This is a genomic window from Streptomyces phytophilus (assembly GCF_013870535.1).
In the GTDB taxonomy this organism is placed as follows: Bacteria; Actinomycetota; Actinomycetes; order Streptomycetales; family Streptomycetaceae; genus Streptomyces; species Streptomyces phytophilus.
In genome coordinates this window covers 1-6473 of the sequence record NZ_JACBXC010000241.1, presented here as the reverse complement: position 1 = coordinate 6473, position 6473 = coordinate 1, and the positions used below count along the sequence as shown (strand labels likewise).

At 74.0% G+C, this 6473-nt stretch carries 6 protein-coding genes; 1 reads left to right on the top strand and 5 read right to left on the bottom strand.

Annotated elements, in window-relative coordinates:
- Nucleotides 1–46: 46 nt before the first annotated feature.
- The 3 genes from H5J30_RS13680 to H5J30_RS13670 are packed head-to-tail and all read right to left on the bottom strand — an operon-like array spanning nt 47 to nt 3731.
- Complete coding sequence (locus tag H5J30_RS13680) at nt 47–2602, bottom strand: ABC transporter permease (protein ID WP_181787707.1); 2556 nt, start codon at nt 2600–2602, stop codon at nt 47–49.
- Nucleotides 2599–3414, bottom strand: a complete 816-nt coding sequence (locus tag H5J30_RS13675; RefSeq protein WP_181787706.1) for an ABC transporter ATP-binding protein — start codon at nt 3412–3414, stop codon at nt 2599–2601. The genes H5J30_RS13680 and H5J30_RS13675 overlap by 4 nt, the downstream gene beginning before the upstream one ends.
- Nucleotides 3411–3731, bottom strand: a complete 321-nt coding sequence (locus H5J30_RS13670; RefSeq protein WP_018836355.1) for an SHOCT domain-containing protein — start codon at nt 3729–3731, stop codon at nt 3411–3413. The genes H5J30_RS13675 and H5J30_RS13670 overlap by 4 nt, the downstream gene beginning before the upstream one ends.
- A 322-nt stretch (nt 3732–4053) precedes the next feature.
- Between H5J30_RS13670 and H5J30_RS13665 the strand changes: the two genes are divergently transcribed.
- Nucleotides 4054–4311, top strand: a complete 258-nt coding sequence (locus tag H5J30_RS13665; protein WP_181787705.1) for a hypothetical protein — start codon at nt 4054–4056, stop codon at nt 4309–4311.
- Nucleotides 4312–4383: 72 nt separating this feature from the next.
- On the opposite strand, the gene H5J30_RS13660 is transcribed toward H5J30_RS13665, so the two are convergent.
- Nucleotides 4384–4917, bottom strand: coding sequence for an NUDIX domain-containing protein (locus tag H5J30_RS13660; RefSeq protein ID WP_026276246.1), 534 nt, complete (start codon nt 4915–4917; stop codon nt 4384–4386).
- A gap of 44 nt (nt 4918–4961) precedes the next feature.
- Nucleotides 4962–6296, bottom strand: coding sequence for an NsdA family TPR-like regulatory protein (locus H5J30_RS13655; protein WP_181787704.1), 1335 nt, complete (start codon nt 6294–6296; stop codon nt 4962–4964).
- Nucleotides 6297–6473 lie beyond the last annotated feature (177 nt).

The following is a 6473-nucleotide window of genomic DNA, read 5'->3' as shown; positions in this document are numbered from 1 at the left end:
CCGGGAGTCGGACGGGCCACCGCCGACCGGATGCGCCGACCGCAGGTCACTCCGTGGCGATCGCGCCCAGGACGTCCAGCTTCGCCGCCCGTCGGGACGGGCGCCAGGCTGCCAGGGCGCCTGCCGTGAGGCCGACCAGGGCCACGATCGCCAGTTGCGTCGGCGGCACCGTGAACACCCCGTCGCCGGAGGAGTCCGTGGCCTTCGTCATGGCCCAGCCGAGGAACGCGCCGAGCGTCAGCCCGCCCGCCGTGCCGAAGGCGGCGACGAGCACCGACTCCCACCGGACCATCGCGCGCAGTTGCGCCCTGGTCTGGCCGACCGCGCGCAGCAGGCCCAGTTCGCGGGTCCGCTCGTGCACGGCGAGGGTCAGGGTGTTGGCGATGCCCAGCAGGGCGATGAGCACGGCGAGTGCCAGCAGTGCGTAGACCAGCGTCAGCATCATGTCGACGCCCGCCGCCGAGGACTCGGCGAACTCGTCCCGCGTCTGCACCTCCGGGTTGCCGTACTGCTCGGCGACCTTCTCCACCGCCGCCTTGCCGTCCGCCTCGGCCACGCCGTCCTTGAACGCGACCGCGACCAGCGAGTCGGAGTCCTGCATCCGATGCGGCTCCCACGCCTCGCGGGTGAGGACGTAGTCGCCGGCCAGGTCCGCCTGGTCGTAGACGGCCCGTACGGTGAACGGCTGCTTGTCGCCGTCGGTGAAGGTGAAGTCCGCGGTGCTGCCGACCTTCCAGCCGTGGTCGTCCGCCTCGCTCTCGGAGACCGCGACCCCGTCCGTGCCCAGGTCCGTCAGGCTGCCCTGGACCGCGCCGAGGTCCAGCACGTCGCCCATCCGCCCGGGATCGGTGACGGTCAGCGCACGGCCGTCGCCGTCGACGCGGGCCACTCCGGTGCCCAGGCCGAGCGCGTGCTCGACCTCCGGCAGGTCGGCGACCGCCGGGGCGACCTTCGGGCTCAGCGCGCCGCTCTCCGGTCCGAAGGCCGGCACCCGCACCGCCACGTCGCCGGCGAAGGCACGTGAGACGGTCTGGTCCATCGTGGACTTCAGCGAGGCGCCGAAGACGGTGAACAGGGACACCACGGCGACGCCGATCATCAGCGCGGTCGCGGTGGCCGCGGTGCGCTTCGGGCTGCGCAGCGCGTTGCGGCGGGCCAGGCGGCCGTTCATGCGGCGCAGCGGGGCGCCGAGGATCCGTACGGCGTACGAGGACGCCACCGGGCCCAGCACCACGAACGCGGCGAGGGTGACCACCGCGCCGGCGACGGTCAGCATCACCGACGGGCCGGAGGTCGCGCCGTACACCGTGAGCGCGGCGCCCGCGGCGGTGAGCGCGCCGCCGACGACGGCGCGTACCCGCGAGGAGCCGGAGTCGTCCACGGTCGTCTCGCGCAGCGCCGCCAGCGGCGACGTGCGGCCGGCGCGGACGGCGGGCGCCAGCGCGGAGGCCAGGCACACCACGACGCCGGTGGCGAACGGCAGCACGAGCGACAGCCCGCTGATCACCAGGTCGCCGTCGGGGAAGGGGAAGCCGACCGCCGGGAACAGCGCCTGGAGCCCGGCGGCGATCCCCACGCCGCCGGCGAGGCCGACGAGCGAGGCGAGTACGGCGACGACCAGGGCCTCGGCCATCGTCTGGCCCACGACCTGGCGCCGGGTGGCGCCGAGCGCGCGGAGCAGGGCGTTGTCGCGGGTGCGCTGGGCGACGACGATCGCGAAGGTGTTGTAGATGCTGAACGTCGCGACCAGCATGGCAACGCCCGCGAAGCCGAGCAGCCCGGCGGTGAAGCCGCTGAGGAACTGGCCGGCGATCTGGTCCTGGTTCTCCTCGGTGACCTCCTGCCCGGTGACGGCCTCGATGCCGTCGGGCAGGACCGGGGACAGGGCGTCGACCAACTCGGCCTGGCTCTGCCCCGGGCCCGCGCGGACCTGGATGCTGGTCGCCCGGCCGGGCTCGGCCGTCAGGTACTTCTCCGCGTCCGCCCGGGTCAGCGCCGTGAAGCTGGTCTGGCCCATGGCGTCCTCGCCGCCGAAGGTGGAGATCCCGACGATCGTCACCTGGAGCGGGTCGGGGGTGCGCACGGTGGTGGTGTCGCCGATCCCGAGGCCGGCGTCGCTCGCGGCGCCGCGGTTGACGACCGCCTCACCGGAGCGCTCGGGCGCGCGGCCCTCGGCGATCTGGTACGAGTTCAGGTCCTCGTCGGCGATCCAGTTGCCGGCCAGGGTCGGAGGGCCCCCGCCGCCCACCGGCTCGCCGTCCTTGTCGAGGAGTTGGCCGGGGCCCTCGATACGGGGCTCGGCCGCGGCGACGCCCGGCATCCGCGCGATCTCGTCCGCCAGTTCCGTGGGGACGGTCCTGCGGGTGCCGAACGACTCGCCGGGCGTGGTGATCATGTCGTCGCCGCGCACCACCGCGTCCGTACCGCTGGTGGCGCGGCCGAACATGGCGTCGAAGCTGGACCTCAGGGTGTCCCCCATGACGAGGGTGCCCCCGAGGAACGCGACGCCGAGGAGCACGGCGAAGAACGTGCCGGCGAACCGCCGCTTGTGCGTGCGCAGCCCGGCCATGCTCAGCCGCAGCGACGCGCGGGTGCCGCTCATGACGAACTCTTCCTCTCCGCGGGGGTGTCCAGGGAACGGGCCGTACGGGGGCTCTCGCCCACGAAGCGCTGCATGCGGTCCAGTACGCGGTCCGCGGTGGGCGCCGCCATGCGGTCGACCAGTCGGCCGTCGGCGAGGAAGACCACCTCGTCGGCGTAGGCCGCGGCGACCGGGTCGTGGGTGACCATGACGACGGTGCGGCCCAGCTCGCGCACGGTGTCGGCGAGGAGGCCCAGCACCTCGGCGCCGGAGCGCGAGTCGAGGTTGCCGGTGGGCTCGTCGGCGAAGACCACGTCGGGGCGGCCGGCGAAGGCGCGGGCCACGGCGACGCGCTGCTGCTGGCCGCCGGACAGTTCGGCGGGCCGGTGGTGCAGCCGGTCGCGCAGGCCGACCACGTCGATCAGGGAGTCGATCCACGCGGGGTCGCCACGGCGCCCGGCGAGGTCCATCGGCAGCGTGATGTTCTCCGCGACGGTCAGCGTCGGCAGCAGGTTGAACGCCTGGAAGACGAAGCCGATCCGGTCGCGGCGCAGCATCGTCAGCCGCTTGTCGTCGAGCCTGCCCAGCTCGGTGTCGCCGATGAAGGCGGCGCCCGCGGTGAGCGTGTCGAGGCCGGCGGCGCAGTGCATCAGCGTGGACTTGCCGGAGCCCGAGGGGCCCATGATGGCCGTGAACTGCCCGGCCGGGAAGGCGACACCGACGCCGTCGAGCGCCCGGACCTCGGTGTCGCCGCTGCCGTAGACCTTGGCCGCGTCGACGACGCGGGCGGCCGCGCCGGTGACCACGGGGGCGGTGCCGGTCGCGGATGTCATGCCGCACCGCCCTTGCCCTCGCCGCGGCGGCCGAACTCCTCGTTCAGCACGGACAGCCGGCGCCAGTACTCGTCCTCGTCGATCTCGCCGGCCGCGAAGCGCCGCCCGAGGACCGCGATCGGCGACTGCTCGCCGTAGCCCGGTCCGCCAGGGCCGCCGGGGCCGCCTCGGAACCGCTGCCAGGGTGCGCCGCGGCCGCGCCGCACGACGCGGCGGACGAAGAAGAACAGGCCGCCGAGGACCAGCGCCCACATGAGTGGGAAGAGCAGGATCCACGGGCCGGGTCCGCCGTCGTTCCAGTGCGCCAGGGTGTTCATCGTTCTCAACTCCTCGATGGTTTCCGTGGTGCTGACACCATCGAGAGTCCCGCTCGGAGGGGGTCCGGGTCGTCGTACGGCCAGCGGCACCCGGCCTGCTCCCGGCGGAGTACGCGGGCGGTCCGCCGCTGCTTCCCGGCGCGCTGGGCGGGGGTCGCGCGCCGGTTCGTACGCCCGCGGCCGTCACTCTGCGTGAGCTATTCACACGGGGCGCGCCCGCTGCACGTGCACATGCACTCTGCACACGCTGCCGTGCGCCCCCCTGGTAGCGCTTCCATGGAGGTGGACGCGGGGGCACGGACGGGACAAAGGAGAGCAGACCGTGGCCACCGAACCCGACACGAGTGCGGTCGTGTCCGAGCTCGCCGAGATCAGGCGCTCCCTCGACGTGGGCCTGGCCCGCATCGACGGGCGGCTCGCACTGCTGTCGCAGCGCAGTCAGCAGATGGAGCGCGATATCGACGAGCTGACGGCGCGCGTCACCTCGCTGGAGCACTCGCGCTGGCCACTGCCGTCGATCGCCGCACTGACCGGCGCGGCGGCGATGGTGATGGCGTTATGGCAGGCCCTGGGGCGCTGAGCGGCGCACCCGGGCATCGAGCACCGGCGGCCGGTCCCGCAGAGGCGGGGCCGGCCGCCGGGCGCGGACGCGTCAGGCGCCGAGGCGGAGGTGATGGAGCATCAGCAGCGCCGCGGCCATGTTCGCCGCGGGCACCTCCCCGCGGCCGACCATGTCGGGCACCCCCTTCAGGGGCACCCACTCGCGTCTGTCGGACTCGAAGTCGTCCTCGGGGTCGCCGATCTGCACCGCCTCCGTGGCGTAGTACATGAGGTGGCGGGCGTCCGTCAGGCCGTTGGACGGCTCGACGGTCATCAGGTGCGTGAGCGGGCCGGGCCGCCAGCCGGTCTCCTCCTCCATCTCGCGGGCGGCGGCGGCAGCGGGGTCCTCCCCGTCCTCCACCACCCCGGCGGCCAGCTCCCATCCGTAGACGTCGGTGATGAAACGGTGCCGCCACAGCAGCAGCACCTCGTTCGCCTCGTTGACCGCGGTCGCCACGGCGACGGGTCGCAGGCGGATCAGGTAGTGGTCAAGGTGGCGCCCGTCCGGGAGTTCCACGTCGGCCAGGTTGACGCGGAACCAGCGGTTTTCGTACACGGTGTGCTCCCTGAGATTCCTCCATCGCACGTCATCCCCCTTGTCGCCGTCCAGTGGCGGTGACGGCCCCCGCCTCAGAGCGGAACGCGCAACGCTGCGTCGATCAGCTCTGCCGCCTCGGCGGTCCCCCCTCCGCCGGTCTCGGTCAGATGGCGACGGACCGCGCGCAACCTGTCCCGCAGCCGCTGCGACTCCATCCCTCTGGCCGCCCTTGCCATTTCCAGCGCCGCCTGCGCCGCCTCCTCGGCGTCCCCCTGACGCAGTTCGACGTGGCTCAGAATCGCCAGCCGGTGCACCCGCCCCCGGTCGTGTGCGGGCCGGTGCACGGCGGTCGCCGCCTGTTCGCGGGCGGCGCGCAGGTCGCCGATGCGTAAGAGCGCCTCGGCGACCTGCACGTTGACCAGACCCGGCTGGACGTAGTCCGTCTCGGCCGGCTCCCGGCGTGCGCTGATCCGCCCGGCGGCGGACTCGGCGCGGCGGATGCAGGCCAGGGCGCCCGAGCGGTCGCCGAGGAAGGCGTACGCCTTGGCCTGCATCGCGTACAGATCGGCCGCCAGGGCGGGGCTGACGTCCTCGTCCGCGGCCCGCAGCGCGGCCTCCGCGAACGCCACCGCCTGGCGGTACTCCCTGAGGAACAGCGACTGGTTGACGAGCATGGCGATGACGTACGCGCCGAAGCCGCGGTCCCCGCTCGCCTTGGCCAGCCGCAGCGCCTGGTGGAAGTAGCGCTGCGAGAGGCCGAGGGCGTCCGAGTCGTACGCGCAGATGCCCGCGACCGCGACGAGGCCGCCGGTGGCCCGGTGCAGCCGGCGGCCGAGGTCGTCGCCGTACGAGCCGCGCAGCAGCGGCGCCGCCTCGGAGTTGAGGAAGCGCACGACGCGGGCGCGGGTCGCCATGCCGCCGGCCTTGCGGTACATCTGCTCGTAGTGGGCGCGGGCGGCCTGCAGGGTGGTGACGTCGGCCTCGCTGACGTGCACCGGGCCCGTACGGGAGACGTCCCCGTCCTCCGGCGGGTTCTCCCACTCCCACACCGGGATGACGGCGGGGGTGCCGGTGAGCGCGCGGGCGCCGACGACGTGCGGGTGCTGCTGCTCGTCGGAGCGCCACAGCGCGGTGGCGCGCTCGACGAAGCGGGCGAGCGGCGCGGCGGCCGAGGGGCCGCCGACGGCGACGAAGCCGATGTCGTCCAGCGTGACCGGGCGGTCGAGGCGGTCGGCGAGCACCTCGCAGATGAGGTCGGGCACCTGGCCGCGTGGCCGCTGGCCCTTGAGCCAGCGGGCCACGGCGGTGTGCTCGTAGCGCAGCCGCAGTCCGCGGGCGGCGCCGGCCCGGTTGACGTGCGCGGCGAGCCCGGCGTGGGAGATCCCGGCTTCGTCGAGTGCCGCGTCGAGCAGGGTGTTGGGCTCCATGTGCCCTCCTGCGAGCAGGGTGTTCGCCAGCGTAACCGAGGGCCTTTCACACGGGGTGTGAAGTGCGCGCCCGCAGTCGTGGCGTGTGCGCCCTCCCGGTGGCAGGGGGTGGCGAGTTGACTGTGCGGCATCGGGTCCGCTCGCTTCCCCGCAGCCTGGCGGCGGTTCCGTAGCCGC

Coding starts and splice junctions, on each gene's coding strand:
- H5J30_RS13680 (WP_181787707.1), bottom strand. CDS start 2,602: ATGAGCGGCACCCGCGCGTCGCTGCGGCTGAGCATGGCCGGGCTGCGC.
- H5J30_RS13675 (WP_181787706.1), bottom strand. CDS start 3,414: ATGACATCCGCGACCGGCACCGCCCCCGTGGTCACCGGCGCGGCCGCC.
- H5J30_RS13670 (WP_018836355.1), bottom strand. CDS start 3,731: ATGAACACCCTGGCGCACTGGAACGACGGCGGACCCGGCCCGTGGATC.
- H5J30_RS13655 (WP_181787704.1), bottom strand. CDS start 6,296: ATGGAGCCCAACACCCTGCTCGACGCGGCACTCGACGAAGCCGGGATC.